At 66.8% G+C, this 18,524-nt stretch carries 13 protein-coding genes; 5 read left to right on the forward strand and 8 right to left on the reverse strand.

Annotation, left to right across the window (positions count from 1 at the left end):
• Positions 1-11: 11 nt before the first annotated feature.
• The 7 genes from L8G49_RS07270 to L8G49_RS07300 form a co-directional block, all read right to left on the reverse strand.
• Positions 12-1,316: an ATP-binding protein gene (locus L8G49_RS07270; protein WP_242140602.1), complete on the reverse strand. Its 1,305-nt coding sequence runs from the start codon at positions 1,314-1,316 to the stop codon at positions 12-14.
• Positions 1,317-1,345: 29 nt separating this feature from the next.
• Positions 1,346-2,065: a response regulator gene (locus L8G49_RS07275; RefSeq protein WP_242140601.1), complete on the reverse strand. Its 720-nt coding sequence runs from the start codon at positions 2,063-2,065 to the stop codon at positions 1,346-1,348.
• A gap of 85 nt (positions 2,066-2,150) precedes the next feature.
• On the reverse strand, positions 2,151-2,684 hold the full coding sequence (locus L8G49_RS07280; protein ID WP_242140586.1) for an EF-hand domain-containing protein: 534 nt from the start codon (positions 2,682-2,684) through the stop codon (positions 2,151-2,153).
• Between the two features lie 334 nt (positions 2,685-3,018).
• Positions 3,019-3,804 carry a thioesterase family protein gene (locus tag L8G49_RS07285; RefSeq protein ID WP_242183540.1) on the reverse strand — a complete coding sequence of 262 codons (786 nt, stop codon included), beginning with the start codon at positions 3,802-3,804 and terminating at the stop codon, positions 3,019-3,021.
• The gene (locus L8G49_RS07290) at positions 3,801-5,318 is read right to left on the reverse strand and encodes a class I adenylate-forming enzyme family protein (RefSeq protein WP_242183541.1); all 1,518 of its coding nucleotides are present in this window, start codon (positions 5,316-5,318) and stop codon (positions 3,801-3,803) included. The genes L8G49_RS07285 and L8G49_RS07290 overlap by 4 nt, the downstream gene beginning before the upstream one ends.
• 209 nt (positions 5,319-5,527) lie before the next feature.
• Complete coding sequence (locus L8G49_RS07295) at positions 5,528-6,220, reverse strand: glutathione binding-like protein (protein ID WP_242140583.1); 693 nt, start codon at positions 6,218-6,220, stop codon at positions 5,528-5,530.
• A gap of 41 nt (positions 6,221-6,261) precedes the next feature.
• Positions 6,262-7,488, reverse strand: coding sequence for a TCR/Tet family MFS transporter (locus tag L8G49_RS07300; protein WP_242183542.1), 1,227 nt, complete (start codon positions 7,486-7,488; stop codon positions 6,262-6,264).
• Positions 7,489-7,821: 333 nt separating this feature from the next.
• On the opposite strand from L8G49_RS07300, the gene L8G49_RS07305 reads away from it, so the two are divergent.
• The 5 genes from L8G49_RS07305 (at position 7,822) to L8G49_RS07325 (ending at position 16,889) form a co-directional block, all read left to right on the forward strand.
• A complete protein-coding gene (locus L8G49_RS07305; protein ID WP_242140581.1) occupies positions 7,822-9,039 on the forward strand; it encodes an acyl-CoA dehydrogenase family protein in 1,218 nt (405 codons plus the stop codon).
• A 109-nt stretch (positions 9,040-9,148) separates the two neighbouring features.
• Positions 9,149-10,216 carry an acyl-CoA dehydrogenase family protein gene (locus tag L8G49_RS07310; RefSeq protein WP_242140580.1) on the forward strand — a complete coding sequence of 356 codons (1,068 nt, stop codon included), beginning with the start codon at positions 9,149-9,151 and terminating at the stop codon, positions 10,214-10,216.
• A gap of 216 nt (positions 10,217-10,432) precedes the next feature.
• Positions 10,433-13,210: a TonB-dependent receptor gene (locus L8G49_RS07315; protein ID WP_242140579.1), complete on the forward strand. Its 2,778-nt coding sequence runs from the start codon at positions 10,433-10,435 to the stop codon at positions 13,208-13,210.
• Between the two features lie 122 nt (positions 13,211-13,332).
• Positions 13,333-15,735 carry an RNB domain-containing ribonuclease gene (locus L8G49_RS07320; protein WP_242183543.1) on the forward strand — a complete coding sequence of 801 codons (2,403 nt, stop codon included), beginning with the start codon at positions 13,333-13,335 and terminating at the stop codon, positions 15,733-15,735.
• A 146-nt stretch (positions 15,736-15,881) separates the two neighbouring features.
• Complete coding sequence (locus L8G49_RS07325) at positions 15,882-16,889, forward strand: sensor domain-containing diguanylate cyclase (RefSeq protein ID WP_242183544.1); 1,008 nt, start codon at positions 15,882-15,884, stop codon at positions 16,887-16,889.
• Positions 16,890-17,323: 434 nt separating this feature from the next.
• Here the strand turns inward: L8G49_RS07325 and L8G49_RS07330 are convergent, their stop codons facing one another.
• Positions 17,324-18,481 carry a saccharopine dehydrogenase NADP-binding domain-containing protein gene (locus L8G49_RS07330; RefSeq protein WP_242140577.1) on the reverse strand — a complete coding sequence of 386 codons (1,158 nt, stop codon included), beginning with the start codon at positions 18,479-18,481 and terminating at the stop codon, positions 17,324-17,326.
• Between the last annotated feature and the right edge of the window lie 43 nt (positions 18,482-18,524).

Consider the following 18,524-nt stretch of genomic DNA (forward strand, 5'->3'; position numbering starts at 1 on the left):
GTAAGGCGCTGTTATCGTGGCAGCGTGATCCGCGCGACCAGCCCGCCGCCGTCGCGGTTTTCGAGGGTGATGTCGCCGCCCGCATCGCGCACGATCGATCGCGCGAGCGCAAGGCCGAGGCCGATCCCCCCGGTCTCGCGATTGCGCGAGGTCTCCAGCCGGGTGAAGGCGTCGAACACGTCGCCGAACCGTTCGGGGGGAATGCCGGGGCCGCGATCACACACCGCGATGACCACCGATCGCGCCGAGCCGACCACCTTCACCTCGGCCGAACCGGCATATTTCAGCGCGTTCTCGATCAGGTTGCGCACCGCCCGCCGCATCAGTCCGGGCCGCAACCGCATTCGTAGCCGGGCGGCTTCCGCGAACACCACGTCGTTGCCGAGATCGCGGAAATCCTCGACCACGGCGTCGACCAGCGCGGCGAGGTCGACCTCGGTCGGCGGTTCGCTCGGGCGCCCGAGCCGCGCGAGCGAGAGGATGTCGTCGAGCGTGCTGTTCATCTCCGCGATCGTCTCGGCCATCTTCTCGCGGTCGGTATCGTCCTCGACCGACTCGATCCGGACGCGCAGCGCGGCGAGCGGGGTGCGCAGGTCATGCCCGATCGCCCCCAGCATCCGGTCCTTTTCGTCCAGCATCGCCGTTACGCGAAGCCGGAGCGCGTTGAACGCGGTGATGGTGTCGCGCACGTCCTGCGGCCCCCCTTCGGCGACCGGCACGTCGATTTCGCCCGGGACGAAGCGGCGTGCCGCCTCGGCAAGGCTGCGCAACGGACGCGAGATCCGCCGGCCGGCCCACAACAGGGGGACCAGCACGATCGCGTACAAAATCAGGGTTTGGGCCACCAGACGCGAGATGATCGAGGATTCGCTGCGGGACCAGGGCAGGCTCAGCACGAGCCAGCGATGGTCGGTCCGCTCGACCGCGACGACCAGTTCGCCCCCTTCGCGCAGCAGCCGCTCCACCCGCGCCTGGCTGACATAGCGCAGCCGCGGATCGTCCTTGGTGATGGGCAGGACCTGCGTTTCGATCCGCTGTGGCTTGAGCCCTGCCTCGATCAACGCCGCATGCAGCGCCTCCTCGACCTCGCCGACGCGGTCTTGTCCCTGCGCGATCGGCGAGCGGGGGACGAGGCGAATGCGCCGGTTGTGGTCGTTCGGGGGACGACCCGCCGCGATCCGTTCCTCGGCGTCGACGATCCGCGTCACCACCGGGCCGGTTGCCTGGTCGAGCCGCGCCTGGCGGCGCTGCTGCAGCAGCAGGGTGAAATTGATCGCCTGCGCAATGAACAGCGCGACCGCGATCAGCAACGCCATCTGCCCCGATAGGCTGCGGGGCAGGAGCTTCAAAGCCGCGTCACCTCGGCGGCGAGCGTATAGCCGCCACCCCACACCGTCTTGATCAGGTCTGGCGCCTTGGGGTCGGCTTCGATCTTGCGACGCAGGCGGCTGACCTGATTGTCGATCGCGCGGTCGAACGCGGCGGCCTCGCGGCCCTGCGTCAGGTCGAGCAGCTGGTCGCGCGTCAACACCTGGCGCGGGCGCGTGACGAGCGCGTGGAGGAGGTTGTACTCGCCGGTCGACAATGGGACCGACACGCCGTCGCGATCGACCAGCGTGCGCTCGCCCGACTTGAGCACCCAGCCGGCGAAGGCGAACGAGCCCGCCTCGGGTGCGTGCTGGCGCGTGCCGCCGGCAGCGGCGCGGCGGAGGATCACCTTGACCCGCGCCGCGAGTTCGCGCGGCGAGAAGGGCTTCACGACATAATCGTCCGCGCCCATCTCGAGCCCGACGATCCGGTCGGTCTCCTCGGTCCGCGCGGTGAGCAGGATGACCGGGATCTCGCCCGATTCCCGGATATGGCGCGTCAGGCTCAGGCCGTCCTCGCCCGGCATCATGATGTCGAGGATGACGAGGTCGATCGCATAGGCGTTCATCCGCGCGCGCGCGCCTTCGGCGTCGCCCGCCTGCGTGACGCGAAAGCCCTGTCGCGTCAGATATTGGGCGAGCGGTTCGCGGATCGAGCGCTCGTCGTCGACCAGCAACAGGTGCGGCGTATCTCCCATGGGGTCGGGGTTTAGCATGATGCTCCGCTCAGGGAAGGGAGGGCCGGGCGAGCGGGGGAACTCGCCCGGCGACCGGGCCGCGGGGTTACTGGCCCGGTTTGGTGGAAGGGGGCGACTGCGACGGCGCTTGCGCCGGCGGCGGGGCGATCGCATCGGCCGGGTCGGACCGGCCACCGCGCTGCATCATGCTGCGCGCACGATCCATCCACGCCTTCATCTCGTCCGGCGTGATCATGCCGTCGCGATTGGCGTCGATCCGGTCGAAACGGTTGCCGGCCTGCACCAGATATTCGGATCGCGACAGTTTGCCGTCGTGGTCCGCGTCCGCACGGCCCATCATCCGGCCGCCGGGGCCGGTCATCTCGTCGGCGGTAAGGAACCCGTCGTGATTGAGGTCGAGCCGATCGAAGCGCTGGCTCGCCTGCGCATCCGCCTCGGCGCGCGAGATCTTGCCATCGCCGTTGGTATCGGCGCGCATCATGCCCGCCATCGGACCGCCGCCGGGGGGCGGCGCGCCGCGCGGCGCCATCTGGCCGACGGCGGACGGGTCCTGCTGGGCGCTCGCCGCGAAGGGGACGGCGACCAGAAGCGCGCTCGCCATGAGAAGCATCTTGTGCATTGCCGGTTCCTCCCAGGGCGGGCCGCCCGCCGCATCGTCGTTGGACGCTATCGACCCTAGCTGTGCCCCAGCTATGTCGACAATCCGCCAAACTGTATCAAAGTGTCGCGAGGGGCTGGAGCGTGGGCCATCCGTCACCCCGGGCGAAGGCGGGGCCCCTGCGAAAGTTGAGTTAGGGGCTCGTCATTTGCTGTTTTCCCGCGAAGGCGGGAACTCAGAGCCGAGCAGAACAACGGCTTGCAGTTCTCGCGACTCCTGGACTCCCGCCTTCGCGGGGAGAACAGCGAGGGTTTCGCACAGTCTTGTGCAGGGCCTGGGTAACGTCGCACTTGCGTCAGCCGAAGATCGCGACGCTCTGCATCGCCTGCGCCACCGGCTCGCCATCGGCGTTCCACAGCAGCATCGTCTGGCTCGACCCGCCCTCGACCGCATGATCCGAGCGCGCGGACAGCAGCCACCAGCCGTCGGTCGTGCGCGGCGTGGGGGTGAGCAGGTTGACGATCCAGGTGAGCGAACTCAGCGGCACGAAATCCTTGCCGAACAGCTTGAACGCGGCGGGGGGCAGCGCATCGCCGATCGCCATCACCTCGACCATCGGGTCGATCGCGCCGGTGCCGCGCAGCCGTGCCCAGCGCAGCCATTCGGCCTCGCCGAGCGGCCGCTCGCCATCCTGCTTGAGGTCGAGGAAATTGAAGTTGCCGGTGAAGAAGTCGTCCGGGCCGGTGTAGAGTTTCGCATCGGCGGCAGGCGGCAGCAGCGGCTTGCGCAGGCCCCCCTGCAGATCGACTCGCGAGGGGTGGCCGCCCATGAAAACGAACATCGCGCGATAGCCGAGCCCGGCGTCGGCGGTGATGTCGACCTGGATGAACGCCGCGGTGCGCCCGCGGCGCAGCCTGGTGGCGGTGACGGTGACCTCGCCCGCGAGCGGCCCGATGAACGACACCTGCGCCGAGCGCAGCGGCGGCAGGTCGGGCTCGATCCCCTGTGCGGCATGGAGCGCGAGCGCGCTCGACAGGCCACCATAAGCGGTGCGGCCCTGAAGCCAGTCGGTCGGCACGGTCGCGCGGAAGCCGTTCGCGATCGGAGTCGCGGCGGCGAGGATGTCGGCGATCGGCGTCATGCCGGAAGCCGCTCGCGCAATTCGCGCTTGAGCACCTTGCCGATCGTGCTGCGCGGCAATTCGTCGATCGCATGGAGCGCGGAGAGCCGCTGCGTCTTCCCGAGCCGGGCGTTGGTCCATTCCAGAATCTCGGCGACGCTCGCATCGACCCCGGTATGCGGCACGTAGAAACCGACCGGGGTTTCGCCCCACGCCTCGGACGGGACGCCGATCACGCTGCAATCGGCGACCGCGGGATGCTGCGCCAGCACCGCCTCCAGGTCGGTCGGATAGATGTTGAACCCGCCCGAGATAATCAGGTCCTTCTTGCGGTCGAGCAGCGTCAGGAAGCCGTCCTCGTCGAACCGCCCGACATCGCCGTGCCGGATATAGCGGTTGCCCGCCGCATCGAACCATTCCGCCGCCGCGGTCGCATCGCTGCGGCCGTGATAGCCGGTCATCATCGCGGGCGAGCGGCCGACGACTTCGCCCGTCTCGCCTTGCGGCACTTCACGGCCGTCGTCGTCGATCAGCCGGATGTCATGCCCTTCGATCGGGCGGCCGACGGTGTGGAGCTTGTCGGGCCAGGCGTTGGCGACGAGCAGGCAGGTGCCGCCGCCTTCGGTCATGCCGTAATATTCGACCAGCAACCCGGGCCAGCGCGCGACCACATCGGCCTTGAGGGCGGCGGAGAAGGGCGCGCTGGTCGACGTCTTGAAGACGAAGCGCGACAGGTCGAAGCGGTCGAAATCGGGGAGCGCCATGATCCGGCTGTATTGCACCGGCACGAGCATCGTGTGCGTCGCACGGTGACGCTCGGCAAGCTGGAGATAGCCGCGCGCGTCGAACTTCTTCATCAGAACCACCGTCCCGCCCCAGCCCAATGTCGGCAGGAAGCTGACCAGCGTGGTGTTGGAATAGAGTGGGGTCGCGATCATCGTCACGGCTTGCGCGAACCCGGCGGCCTCGTTGCGGTTGATGTGGGCCCAGCGCATCGCGTGGCTCTGGACGATGCCCTTGGGGGTGCCGGTAGTGCCCGAGGAATATATGATGTTGAACGGGTCCTGCGGGGCGATCTCGACCGGCTGCGGGCGCGCGCCTTCGGGGGCGATCCAGTGGCCGAGCGACTTGAGGTGGACGAGCTTGCCGGGGATACGATGCCCGCCGAGCGCGGCGGCGGAGTCGGCGTCGATGAAGGTGATCGGCGCGGCGCAATCAGCGATCATCGCGACGATCGAGTCGGGCGTGGCCGACGGCGCGATCGGCGTGGCGACGCAGCCGGCGCGCAGTGCGCCGAGGAACACCGCCGCATAATCGATACTGGCGAGGCCGACGATCGCGACCGGCGCGCCTTGGCGGACGCCGTCCCGCTGCAGCGCCGCCGCGATCCGGTCCATCAGCGCGTCGAGCGCGGCATAGTCGATCTCCCCGCCGGCCTCGGCGAGCGCGACCTTCTCAGGCTGCTCCAGCGCGTGCTGGCGGATCAGATCGGGGAGGGTGGCGAAGTCGCTGGCGAGGAGGGTGGCGGCGGTCATGAAGCCTCGTTTCGGAATCCGGATGTTCGAGATTGCTAGGGGAGAAGAGGGTCGAACGCCATACGGGACGTTCGAAAGGGCATGTGCGCGCACCGGTTCCGCGTCGGAGCGCCCCACCTTCCGTTCGGGCTGAGCGAAGTCGAAGCCCCTTGCGCAGCGCGGGCCCTTCGACTTCGCTCAGGGCGAACGGAAGTGGGAAAGGCGCGAGCCTAGCGCGTCGCGGCGGTCTGTCCGAACAGGATCTTCTTGGCTTCCTCGGTCATCGGCTTCTGCTCGCTGATCTCGGCCCCCTTGGCGTAGGCCGTGACGGTCGCCGGGCGCGCGGCGATCGCTTCGAACCAGCGTTTCACATTGGGGAAGTCCTCGAGGCGCTGGCCCTGCCGTTCATACGGGACGATCCAAGGATAGGCCGCCATGTCGGCGATCGAATAGGTCCCCGTGATGAAGTCGCGCCCCTCCAGCCGCCGGTCGAGCACGCCGTATAACCGATTGGTCTCCTTGACGTAGCGGTCGATCGCATAGGGAATCTTCTCGGGCGCATAGCCGCTGAAATGATGGTTCTGCCCGAGCATCGGCCCGAGCCCGCCCATCTGCCACATCAGCCATTGCACCGTCTCGGTCCGCCCGCGCAGGTCGGCGGGGATGAACTTGGCGTATTTGTCCGCGAGGTACAGCAGGATCGCGCCGGACTCGAAAATCGCGATCGGTTCGCCGCCATCCGCCGGCGCGTGATCGACGATCGCGGGCATCCGGTTGTTGGGGGCGATCTTCAGGAAGTCGGGCTGGAATTGCTCGCCCGTCCCGATGTTGACCGGCAGGATCCGGTATTCGACCCCGGCTTCCTCGAGGAACAGCGTGATCTTGTGGCCATTGGGGGTAGGCCAGTAATGCAGGTCGATCATGCGCGGCTCCTGTTGATGTGGATCGGGAGATGGGGAAGGCGTCACGCCTCCGCAATCGCGTCCGGCGCGGGCGGGACACGGTCGAGCACTTTCCACACCACGATGATCAGCGCGAGAAACGCGAGCCCCGCGGCTAGCAGGAACGCCGCGCCGACGAAACCGTGGGTCACTCCGGCGGCAAGAACCTGAGTCATCAGCAAGGGGCTGATGATCGTCGCGACGCTATTGAGACTGCCCAGCCCGCCCTGCAACGCACCCTGCCGCTCGGGCCCGGCCATCCGCGACAGCAACCCGTTGACCGCCGGGCCGACGAACCCCGACAGTGCCGCGATCGGCATGATCGCATAGTTCTGCCACCCCGCGGCGATGAACGCGAAGAGGACAAAGCCCAGCGCATCTGCCGCCAGTCCGATCACCAGCGCGCGGCGGTCGCCGATCCGCGCGATCACCGGGCCGACCACCACCGCCTGCATCACCGCCATGACGAGGCCGATATAGGCGAGACTCCAGCCGATCGCGCTCGGGCTCCACTGAAAGCGGATCGTCGCCCAGAACGCCCAGGTCGCGGGATAGACCATGTGCGAAAGCTGGTAGGAGAAGCACGCCGCGATCAGGGGAACGGCGATGCGAATCGCGAACAGCGGCTTGAACGCGCCGACGATATGCGCGTCGCGCCAGTGGAACGCGCGGCGGTTCTCGCGTGCGTATGTCTCGGGCATGGCGACTGCCATCACCGCGGCATTGCCGAGCGCGAGCACCGCCGCCGCGATGAACGGCGCGCGCGGGCCGAACCCTGCCAGCAGCCCGCCGATCGCGGGACCGATGACGAAGCCGATTCCGAACGCGGCGCTGATATAGCCGAAGGCGGCGCTGCGGCGCTCGGGCGGGGTCACATCGGCGATCACCGAACCCGCCGGGCCAAAGACCGCACCCGCGATTCCCGCGACGATCCGTCCGACGAACAGCCACGCCAGCGACGGCGCGACCGCCATCAGCGCATAATCCACGCCGAACGCGAGCATCGACGCGATCAGCACCGGGCGACGGCCATAGCGGTCGCTGAGGTTGCCGAGCACCGGCCCCGCGACGAATTGCGCGAGCGCGAAGGCGACGAGCATGTAGCCGGCCACCCGTGTGGCGGCTTCGAGATCGATATGTCCGAGATGCCGGAGGAGTGTCGGGAATACCGGCATGACGATGCCGAAGCCGATCGTGTCGATCAACACGGCGGCGAGAACGATCGGCATGGCGCGACTGGTCGATGGCATTGGACGGTCCCCCCCCGGGACGGGGAGTTTACGCGAGAATATCTGAAGCGCGACCTGTTTTCAGGATGGGGCGTGGGACCGTGTCGCGCCCTTTGGAAACCGCGCAACATTTCCGTTCGCCCTGAGCGAAGTCGAAGGGCTGCTCGTTCAGAAAGCGAAGCTCTCTGGGGAGAGGGGCTTCGACTTCGCTCAGCCCGAACGGCGGTCAGCGAGGTCCTTTCATCAAAGACCGAGAGTGCCGGGCGTGCCGTCTTTGCGCTTCCAATTCGCCCCGATCTATGGCATCGCGCCGCCATACCCGATCTTCAGTTTTCAGAAGCAAGGACAGGTTTCATGGCAACCGCGCCCGAACTCGACACTCCAGCGACTGCGCTCGACGCGTTCCGCGAAGAGGCGCGCGCGTGGCTTGCCGAACATTTTCCGCCCGCGCTCAAGGGCAAGGACAATGCGATGTCCGCGCTCGAAGGCCCGAGCGATCCCTCCGCCGATGAAATCGCGTGGCAGAAGGCGATGGGCGAGAAGGGCTGGGGCGTCCCCGGCTGGCCCGCGGCCTATGGCGGTGGTGGCTTGAGCAAGCCCGAGATTAGGGTGCTGCAGGAGGAAATGGCGCGGATCGGCGCGTGGAACCCGATCGGCGGGATGGGCGTGATGATGTTCGGGCCTACGCTGCTCGAATATGGCAGCGAGGACCAGAAGCGCGAGCATATTCCCGCGATCGCCAAGGGGGAAGTCCGCTGGTGCCAGGGGTATAGCGAGCCCAATGCCGGGTCCGATCTCGCCAACGTCCAGACCTTCGCCGAGGACAAGGGCGATCACTACCTCGTCAACGGGCAGAAGACCTGGACCAGCGGCGGGCAATGGGCGGACAAATGCTTCGCGCTGGTCCGGACCGACAAGAGCCAGAAGCATGGCGGGATCAGCTTCCTGCTGCTCGACATGACCGCCGAGGGCGTCGACGTGAAGCCGATCCGGATGATCTCGGGCCAGTCGCCGTTCTGCGAGACCTTCTTCACCGACGTGATGGTGCCCAAGGGCAATCTCGTCGGACGCGAGGGGCAGGGCTGGGAAATCGGCACGCGGCTGCTCCAGCACGAACGCTCGAGCCTGTCGGGCGGCGGTTCGGCGTCGCGGCTGTTCGCGGGCAAGCCGGTCAACGCGCTCGCCAAGGACTATCGCGGGACCGACGCCGAGGGGCGCGTCAACGACAGCGACCTGCGGATGCGGATCGTGCGGCACGAGATGGACGCGCGCGCCTTCGCGCTGACGCTGCGCCGCGCGGCGCTCGAGGCAAAGTCGAACCAGGGGCCGTCGGCCGCGACCTCGATCATGAAGAACGTCGGCGCGCGGATTACCCAGGACCGCGCCGAATTGTCGATCGAGATCATGGGCATGGCCGGGCTCGGCTGGGAAGGCGACGGCTTTACCGACGCGGAGCTCGAACAGACCCGCACCTGGCTGTGGGGCAAGGCCGTGTCGATCTACGGCGGCTCGACCGAGATCCAGAACAACGTGATTTCCAAGCGCATCCTCGGGATGCTGGATCACCAGTAAATTCAGTTAGGCGGCCGCGACGCTGCGGCGCGCCGGAGAGGGGCGGGGTGAAGGATGGCTGAAGCCATTCTCCCCCGTTTTCTTGCCAACATCATCGGGGGATAGCGACATGGCCGTACTCAACGACGAACAGACGATGCTGCGCGACATGGTGCGCGAATGGGCGGACAATGAATCGCCCGTCTCCGCCTTCCGCAAGATGCGCGCCGCCGCGCCAGCCGAGAAATACGACCCGGCCGCCTGGTCCGCGCTGGCGGAAATGGGGCTCGGCGGGATCGTGATTCCCGAGGCGTTCGGCGGGACCGGCTTCGGCTACCTGTCGCTCGGGATCGTGCTCGAACAGCTCGGGCGCAACCTCGCCGCGTCGCCGCTCGCGGCCAGCGCGGCAGCCGCTACCGCGATCGTGCTGGGCGGGTCGGAGTCCGCGCGGGCGGAATGGTTGCCCCGGATCGCCGCGGGAGAGGTGGTTGCCACGCTCGCGATCGACGAAGGCCCAACGCACGACCCGGCATCGATCGCCACGCATGTGGTCGACGGCAAGCTGACGGGCACCAAGGCCTTCGTCGCAGAAGGCGACAGCGCCACGCTGTTCGTCGTCGCCGCGACCGACGGGTTGTACCTCGTTTCGGGGGACGAAGGGGTGACGCGCCATTCCCGCGCCATGGCGGATTCGCGCAGCCATGCCGAAGTGCGCTTCACCAACGCACCCGCTGAACGGCTCGGCGACCGGGCGCTGACCGCACAGGTGGTCGACCGCGCGACGGCGATCGTGTGCGCGGAAATGCTGGGCATGGCGGAGCAGGCGTTTCACACGACCAACGATTACCTGAAGACGCGGGTCCAGTTCGGACAGCAACTGTCGACCTTCCAGGCGCTCCAGCACCGCATGGCGAAGCTGTTCACCGAACTGGAGCTGATGCGATCGGCTGTGGAAGGGGCGCTGGAAGCGATCGATGCCGGGCGCTCGGATCTCGACCAGTCGGTGAGCCTCGCCAAGGCGATCGCGAGCGACACGCTCAACCTGATGAGTCGCGAGATGATCCAGTTACACGGCGGCATCGGCATGACCGACGATTATGACGCCGGTTTCTACATCAAGCGGTCGCGCGTGCTGGAATCGATGTGGGGCAATGCCGCCTACCACCGCGAACGGTTCGCGCGGCTCAACGGCTATTGACCCACGGCTCATCCGTTTGGACGACGGATCCTCGACACTATGGTTTAGAAAATACGTTCTGGCCGCACCGGGCGCATTCTCATTATGTCTTTTGTGCAACAGCAACGTCACGCTCCGTCAATTAGCAGAATCCGATGCTTGACGGGAGTCTGTTGTCAGGGCATTCGAGGATAGGGTACGGAGCCGATCAGCGCTCCGGCCCGGGGAGAGATAAAGATGCCCAACAAGCGGTATTTGGTGGCGTGTGCGCTTTCGGCTCTGGCAATCGGTACGGCTAACCCCGTTCTTGCCCAGCAAGCGACCCCACCAGCCCAAACGCCTTCGCCAGCCCCGGCGGCAGACACCGGCGGCAGCCAGGACGACGCCGGTCAGGACATCATCGTCACCGCGCAGGGCCGTTCGCAGCTGCTCGCCAATGTCCCGGTCGCGGTGTCCGCCGTGTCCTCGGCCTCGCTCGCCAACTCGGGCGCCAACGACATCCGCCAGCTGAGCCAGCTCGCCCCGTCGCTGCTGGTGTCCTCCACCGGATCGGAAGCGAACGGTTCGCCCCGTATTCGCGGCATCGGTACGGTCGGTGACAACCCCGGGCTGGAAAGCTCGGTCGCGGTTTTCGTCGACGGCGTGTATCGGTCGCGCGCGGGCATCGGGCTCAACGAACTCGGCGAGATCGACCGGGTCGAAGTGTTGCGGGGACCACAGGGAACGCTGGGCGGCCGCAATGCATCCGCGGGCGTGATCAACGTCTTTTCGAAGAAGCCGAGCTTCACCTTCGGCGCGAACGGCGAGGCGACCTACGGCAACTACAATTATTATCGTCTGGCGGGCGCGGTCAACGTGCCGCTGACGCAGACGATCGCCGCCCGGCTCGACGCGGTATATGTCAAGCGCGACGGCTTCTATTACGACACCACCAACAAGACCGACATCAACAACCGCGACCGCTACTTCATCCGCGGGCAGATCCTGTATCAACCCAGCGCGGATTTCTCGCTGCGGCTGATCGGCGACTATACGCATCGCAACGAGAAGTGCTGCGCCGCGATCTACGTCGACAATTCGGTCAACCAGTTCGTCGGCAATCTGAACAACCCGCAGACGCCGCTGTCGCCGACGAACGCAAACGGCAACAACATCATCAACGTGCTGCGCGATCTGGGCCAGCCGCTCGCCAAGCTGACCAACGCGGGATACGACCGCAACGTGAGCGTCAGCCCCGGGCGCAGTTTCGCCGGCATCACGACCGACAAGGGGATCTCGGGCCAGATCGACTGGCGTCTCGGCGGGATCAACCTGACGTCGATCACGGCGTATCGCGAATATAAGAGCGATCAGGGATCGGACACCGACTATAGCTCGGTGGACATCCTGTACCGTGCCGCCAACGGCGGTTCGCTGCGCCAGTTCAAGACCTTCACGCAGGAATTGCGCCTGCAGGGCAATCTGTTCGACAACAAGCTCGACTGGCTGGTCGGCGGCTATTTCGCGAACGAAGACCTGACCGTGACCGACAATTTGCGGTTCGGCAGCCAATATGGGCGCTTCGCGACCTGCCGGATCGTTTCCGGCGGGGGCTTGGCGGCGCTGTATTCGCCGACGTCGCCCGGTTGCCTTGGCGCGCGCCCGCTGGCGTTCGGCGCCGCGTCGCCGCTGATCTATGCGGCGTTCGACCGGCTCGACAGCATCAACGACAAGGGCTCGACGCTCGACCGCTATACCCAGAACAGCCGCAATTTCGCGATCTTCACGCACAACATCTTTCACCTGACCGACCGGCTCGATGTCACGCTCGGGGTACGCTACACCAACGAAACCAAGAAGTTCGCGGCGACCTTCGGCAATGACAATACGGCGTGCGTCGCCAATGAGGCCGCGCTGACGCCGTTCCTCAGCAACGCCGGGCTGGCCGCCGTGGCCGGTGGCCTGATCGGCCTGTCGTGCCAAGGCAATTCCACCGCCGAGCTGAACGGCGTGTCGATCAACAGCAAGCGTCACGAGGACCGGTTCAGCGGCACGGGCATCCTGTCGTGGCGGCCGTTCGACCACATGTTGCTCTACGGCAGCTATTCGCGCGGCTACAAAGCGGGCGGCTTCAACCTCGATCGGTCGGCGCTCAAGAACCCGATCCAGCTGTTCAACGGCGTCCCGACGACGACGTTCGCCGCGGTGGGTGGTGCCCAGGCGCTGGTCAACAACCTGCAGTTCGATCCCGAGACGGTGACGTCCTACGAAGTCGGCGCGAAATACGGGACCGGTCCGTTCACGCTGTCGGCGGCGGCGTTCCGTCAGGAATTCAGCAATTTCCAGCTGAACACGTTCAACGGCACGGTGTTCCTGGTACAGAACATTAACGGGTGCACCAGCAGCCTCAACGGCGGGGATCGGGATCTCAGCGCAGCCACGGGTCAGTGTTCCAGTGGCAGCGTAGGGTACGGTGTCCTGTCGCAGGGTGTCGAGCTCGAGGCGGCGCTGGTCCCGATGCGCGATTTCCGCGTCAATCTGGGCTTCACTTACCAGTCGACGAAGTATCGCAACAATCTGGTCGGCAACAGCAGCGGCGCGCCGCTCGACCCGGCCTTGCGCGTGCTGCCGGGCAAGAACCTGTCGAACGCACCCGAAGTCGTGGTGACCAGCTCGGTCGCCTGGACGCCGAGCCTTGGCAGCAACGGACTGTCGGCGCTGTTCTACATCGATAGCCGCCTGTCGGGCGACTATAACACCGGTTCCGACCTGTTCCCGCAGAAGGCGCAGGACAGTTTCGCGGTGTTCAACGCGCGCGTCGGCATCCGTGGTCGCGACCAGCGCTGGGCGATCGAGCTGTGGGGCCAGAACATCTTCAACAAGAACTACACGCAGGTCGCGTTCAACTCGCCCTTCCAGGCGGGAACGACCAGCGCGCCGTTCGTCGATCCGCAATATCCCGGCGGCCGCCAGATCTTCTCGCAATATCTGGCCGAGCCACGCACCTATGGCGTGACGCTGCGGGGCAAGTTCTGATCGCGTAACGCGACGTTTCCGGCGACAGTATTTCGCCCACCTCAAGCCGCTGCCTGGCGTAAGCCCCGGGTAGCGGCTTTTTCATGGATGGCATCACCCGTCCGCTGCCCTATGGTCGAGCGATGCCTAAGCGTACCCCTAGCAGCACGACCAAGGGTCTTCCGACCCCTGAACAGATCCTCGATTTCATCGCGACATCGGACACGCCCGCGGGCAAGCGCGAGATCGCGCGTGCCTTCGGCCTGACCGCGCAGGACAAGATCCTGCTCAAGGCGTTGCTCAAGGACATGGCCGACGAAGGCCTGATCGACAGCGCCCCCGGCCGTGCGTTCCACAAGATGGGTGGCGTGCCGAAGGTGACCGTCTTGCGCATCGTCGATGCCGATGACGGCGGCAATGTCTGGGCCGTGCCCGAGCGGTGGGAAGCCGATACACCCGCGCCGAAGCTGCGGGTCCGCGAGCGCAAGCGCGGCGCGCTCGGCGTCGGGGACCGCGTGCTGGCCCGCACCGAGGAGGCGGGGCAGGGCTGGATCGCGCATCCCATGAAGACCTTGCCGCGCGGCGAGGACCTCGTGCTCGGCGTGCTGCGGCAGGAACCCGGCGGCATGTGGCTGCAAGGCGTCGAAAAGAAGGAGCGCCACGAATTCGCGGTGTCGGATGCAGGCGGCGCGCAGGCGGGCGATCTCGTCCTTGCCGAACGGGCCGGGCGGCCGCCCCGCATCACCGTGCGGGTGACCCAGGTGCTGGGCGATCCGTTCGCCCCGCGGAGCTTTTCGCTGATCGCGATCCACAAGCTCGGCATCCCGGACGTGTTCTCGACGGAGACGCTCGAGGAAGCCGTTCGCGTCGCCGCGCAGCCGCTCGGCGCGGATCGCGAGGACCTGCGCGCCCTGCCGATCGTCGCGATCGATCCGGCGGATGCGCGCGACCATGACGATGCGGTGTGGGCGGCGCCGGACGACGATCCCGGCAACGCCGGCGGCTGGAAGGCGATCGTCGCGATCGCCGACGTGTCCTTCTACGTTCGCCCCGGCTCGGCGCTCGATCGCGAGGCGCGCCGACGCGGCAACAGCGTCTATTTCCCGGATCGCGTCGTGCCGATGCTGCCCGAGAGCCTGTCGGCGGAAATGTGCTCGCTGAAAGAGGGCGTCGATCGCGCGGCGTTGGCCTGCCATCTGCGGATCGGCAAGGACGGCACGCTCAAGAGCTTTCACTTTACCCGCGCGGTGGTGCGGATCGCGGCCAACCTGGCGTATGAGGATGCGCAGGCGATGGTGGATGCGCACAACGCCCAGCCCTCTGCGGGCGGGGTTGGGGACACCCAAAAACCCCTCCCCGTCAGGGGCGGGGTTGGGGGTGGGGCCGTGCCTGCCGCCGACGATGTGTCTGCTGGACTGCCCCACCCCAACCCCTCCCCTGAAGGGGAGGGGCTACGGGACGGTTTTGGCGTTGATCCCATCCTCGCGGCGCTTCTTCCCCTGTGGGAGTGCTGGCGCGCGCTCAACACGGCGCGCGAGGCGCGGGCGCCGCTCGATCTCGATCTCCCCGAACGCCGCGTCGTGCTCGACGAGAAAGGCCGGATCCTCTCGGTGAGCCCACGCGAACGGCTCGACGCGCACAAGCTGATCGAGGATTACATGATCGCCGCCAACGTCGCGGCCGCCAAGGCGCTCGAGGCGAAGAAGGCGCCGGTCATGTACCGCGTCCACGAACAGCCGAGCCGCGAGAAGATCGTCGCGCTCAAGGACTATCTCAAGACCTTCGGGATCGATTTCGCGCTCGGCCAGGTGATCCAGCCGCGCACGTTCAACCACATCCTCGCCAAGGTCGTCGATGAAGACGTGCGGCCGCAGATCATGGAACAGGTGCTGCGGACCCAGACGCAGGCCTATTATGCCCCGGCCAACCTCGGCCATTTCGGGCTGGCGCTCGGGAGCTACGGGCATTTCACCTCGCCGATCCGGCGCTATGCCGATCTGCTCGTCCATCGTTCGCTGGTTGCCGCGTACACGCTCGGCGCGGGCGGCCTGACCGAAGGCGAGGCCGCGGGCATGGAACGCATCGGCCAGTCGATCTCGCAATTCGAACGCCGCGCGATGGAGGCCGAGCGCGATACGATCGACCGCTATGTCGCCGCGTTCCTGGCGGAGAAGGTCGGCGAGGTGCTCGAGACGCGGATCACCGGTGTCACCAACTTCGGGTTCTTCGCGACCGTCGATGGCATCGGGGGCGACGGCTTGATGCCCGTGCGCGATATCGGTGGCGAATATTTCCGGTTTGACGAGGCGGCGCGCACGCTTACCGGCGAACAGAGCGGGACGGTCTATGCCAGTGGGCAGAAACTCCCGCTTCGCCTGGCCGAGGCGAATCCCGTGTCCGGGGCGCTGCGCTTCGAGATGGTCGAGGGGCGGGGCGCTTCGCCCGACCGCGCCGAGCGCGGCAGGAGCGCTGGCAAGCCCGCGCCCCGCGTGCTCAAACGGCGGGGTCGGCCTGCAAACATTCGCCATCAGGGGAAGAAACGCTAGCCCGCCGGCGCGACGCGACGCGACGCGATGCCGGGTCGGCGTCGGGTCGCGGCGCGGAATCCCTTGCCGAACCGCGGTCAGCGCCCGGACACGTCTATAATGGGTCATGACCATTGGCTGTGAAGCCGTAAAACAAGGACGATTACGTGTCGGCAGCCCGCAGGGCGATGTCCGGGGACGACCGCATCGTGCTGATGCGACACCCGATAAAGCGGCTCGCGCCCGCCCGGCGGGATGTCGTGCAAGCCCGCTGGCTTCGCCATTTCGACCTGGTGGAGCGGTTGGCCGACATCGGGTCTTGGCGGCTGGATCTCGCGACCGCCGAGATGGAGTGGACCCGGCAAGCGCGGATCGTGTTTGGCGTCGATCCGGCGGCCGCGATGCCGACGTGGGACAGGTTCCTGAACTTCTATCCGTTCAACGACCGCATGGTGTTGATGCAGGCGATCGACCGCGCGATCGCAACGGGGCAGCCCTATGAGGTCGAAACCGACATCATCACGGTGGACGGACGGCGACGGCGCTTTCGCAACGTCGGGGAAGTGGACCGGCCGGACGGCGAAGCCAGATGCCTGGTCGGGGTTTGCCAGGACGTCACGGCGCAATATGAAATCGAGCGTGCCCTGGAGCGGAGCGCGCTGGTCGACGATCTCACCGGTATTGCCAATCGCGCCGCGCTCAATCGTTTCCTGAACGAGCGTTTCGAAAACCGCTCGACGGAGGACGGGCTTGCCGTCGTTCTGCTCGACCTCGATAATTTCAAACGGGTCAACGACACGTACGGACACCAGGCGGGAGACCAGGTGCTGCAGCGCACCGCCGACATCCTCGCGCGCCATGCCGATCGCATCGGCTTTGTCGCGCGACCGGGGGGTGACGAGTTCGTGCTCGCGATCACGGATCGAGACGCGCTGGGGCGGCTACGGGCGTTGCTGGCGACGTTGCTGACCGCGCTGACGTTTCCGGTGGCCGGCGCGGCGGGGGCGATCGTCGTGCGCGCGACCATCGGGGCGTGCGTGCTCGATCAAGGCATTACGTCGCGCAGCGATATCCTGCGTCGCGCCGACCTGTCGCTGTACAACGCAAAATCGCTGGGGAAGGGGCGGGCGATGGTGTCCGGCGACCTGCGACCGATCTTGCCGTCGGCGGACTGATCCTCGCCCGGCGCATTTCGCATGCCGTGGGCGGCCAACGCCGCACGGACAGGGCTACCGCGGCTTAGCCCGCGCCATGGATGACACTCTGCCGCCGGATGGACGCGCTGAGAACGCGCCGTGCCGAGGTCCGCGAGGCTGATCCGCTCGCCCCGTATTCCTGCATGGACATCCCAGTAAAAATCAAGGAAAGGCCAGCCGATTTGCGAAGCAAATCTTGCTGGGGGCAATACTAATGACGGACATGCGCTGGGTAGCTGAGTCGCAGCCAAGTCTTGTCCGCTATCGTGCCCGGGGATGGCCATTTCACCATTCCCTTCCTCCACACCTGGACACTCGGCGTTGAGGAGCAATTCTACGTCCTGTTTCCGGTCGTAGGGATCGCGGTGCGTCCGCCCGGGCGTGCCTTGCCCCTGGTAGCAGCCCCCTTGCGATCACCCCACCCGGAAGACAAGCCCGGCCCGGGCCTGCAGCCGGTCCGCGAGACCGCGCCCCAGCAACGCGCCCGGCGTCCAGATGCCGCCAGCGCCGCCCGCCTCTTCCACCAGGCAGAGCGCGGTCTCTGCGATCATCTTGCTGGTCGATCCATAGCCTGGATCCTTGTCGCCGGTGACGACGCAGTCGATCCGTTCGCCCCCCGGGCCTTCCCCGATGAACAGCAAATCGTAGAAACCCGCGTCGCGCTCTTCCCGACTTGGCCCCTCGCCAGGCTTCGGACCCTTGTCGCTCGCGAGCGGATTGATCCGGGCGATCGCCTCGGCCGCCGCCTTGCCCATGTCGCCGAGCCCCGGCGCCACCATCATTTCGTCATAGACGAAGCCGGGGCCATAGGCATCGCCGAGCAGGAAATTGGTGCGGTGGACGTTCTTGGTGTTGATCGGCGCCATGATGAACGGCGCGACCCACGCCTCGATCGTCTTGTCATATTCGGGCAGCAAGCCGCGCGGCTGGCTCGGCCCCTGGAACCCCGGTGTCAGCGCGAACGGATCGACCAGCAGACCGAGCAGCGACGGATCCTTCGCCGCCGCGGCGAGTGTCGCCTTGAGACTGGCGGCGGTCCCGCCGGAAAAGCCGCCCTGCATCTTGCGGACCCGCCCCTTCACCCGCGGTAGCGGATGACCGAACTTGGTCCGGGCAGCCTCCTGGAGCGTCAGCACGCCCAGGTCGAACGGAATGGAATCGAAGCCGCAGCTGAACACGATCCGTGCGCCCGAGGCCGTTGCCGTCTCGTGATGCGCGTCGATCATGTGGCGCATCCATGCCGGTTCCCCGCAGAGATCGACATAGGCGGTCCCGGTTTCGGCACAGGCGGCGACCAGATCGCTGCCGTACAGTTGGTACGGGCCGACCGTGGTCAGCACGACGGTGGTGCGACGGCACAGCGCGCGGAGCGCCGCGGGATCGTCGGCATTGGCGGTGACGAGCGGCGTATCTGCCGGGGCACCGATCAGGTCGCGCACCTGTTCCAGCTTGGTGAGCGATCGGCCCGCCATCGCCCAGCGCCGGGCGCCGCTGCCGAGGAGATATTCGGCAACCAGGCGACCCGTGAACCCCGTTGCCCCGAATACGATGATGTCGAAGTCGCGCGTCATGTGGCTCTCCGTTGAGCGATCCGGATGCTGTGCCGGATGCGGC

The organism is Sphingomonas sp. CARO-RG-8B-R24-01 (assembly GCF_022662295.1).
GTDB lineage: Bacteria > Pseudomonadota > Alphaproteobacteria > Sphingomonadales > Sphingomonadaceae > Sphingomonas.